Source organism: Halobacillus sp. BBL2006 (assembly GCF_000786645.1).
Lineage (GTDB): Bacteria > Bacillota > Bacilli > Bacillales > Halobacillaceae > Halobacillus.
Genome location: NZ_JRNX01000165.1, coordinates 1 through 1,054, shown reverse-complemented (window position 1 = coordinate 1,054; position 1,054 = coordinate 1). Strand labels below are relative to the sequence as shown.

Genomic DNA, 1,054 nt, shown 5'->3' with positions numbered 1-1,054 from the left:
GTTTTGGCGTTTTCTCCTAATGTTTCGATTCTTGTTACTGGACGCGTGATTTTAGGTCTTGCAGTTGGCGGTTCAACGGCCATTGTACCTGTATACTTATCAGAAATGGCGCCTACAGACTCGAGGGGGGCTCTTGCTTCCTTAAATCAGCTCATGATCACGATCGGGATTGTGCTTGCCTATTTTGTCAACTACGCTTTTACCCCTATCGAAGGGTGGCGCTGGATGCTCGGACTTGCCTCGGTTCCGGCCATTGTTTTGATGATCGGTGTCTTATTCATGCCAGAGAGTCCAAAATGGTTACTTAAACAGAATCGTGAAAAAGAAGCACGGAAAGTTATGGGTCTCACTAGAAAACAAAGCGAAATTGACAATGAAATCAAACAGATGAAAAAAATCGAAGCGGAAAAAGAAAGTACGTGGGATGTCCTGAAATCAAAATGGGTCCGCCCGATGCTGATTGTCGGCAGTGGGATTGCTGTTTTCCAGCAATTCATCGGCATCAACGCCGTCATTTACTATGCGCCGACGATTTTCACAAAAGCCGGTCTTGGGGACTCTGCTTCAATTTTAGGGACCGTGGGTATTGGTATTCTGAATGTTCTTATGACGCTGGTGGCGATTGCTACGATTGATAAACTAGGAAGAAAGAAATTACTTTTGATCGGGAATGTGGGTATGGTAACAAGTCTTGCTGTATTGGCTACGATCCTGTTTACAACGGAACTTACGACAAGTGTTGCGTGGCTGACAGTCGTTTTTCTAGGATTATTTATCATTTTCTTCTCAGCTACATGGGGACCTGTCGTTTGGGTGATGCTGCCTGAACTCTTCCCGACGAAGGCAAGAGGAGCGGCCACCGGCTTTACCACACTACTCTTATCTGCCGCCAATTTAATCGTTTCGTTATTTTTCCCAATCTTGCTCGGGGCTATCGGTACCGCCTGGGTCTTTGTCATCTTTGCGGCTATCGGCGTACTGGCGTTTCTATTTGTCGCTAAATTCGTTCCTGAAACGAAGGGTAGAAGCCTTGAAGAGATTGAGCGTGACTTAC

At 46.0% G+C, this 1,054-nt stretch carries 1 protein-coding gene; it reads left to right on the top strand.

Annotation, left to right across the window (positions count from 1 at the left end):
- On the top strand, nucleotides 1–1,054 hold a 1,054-nt coding region (locus tag LD39_RS05940), incomplete at both ends, for a sugar porter family MFS transporter (protein WP_035543947.1).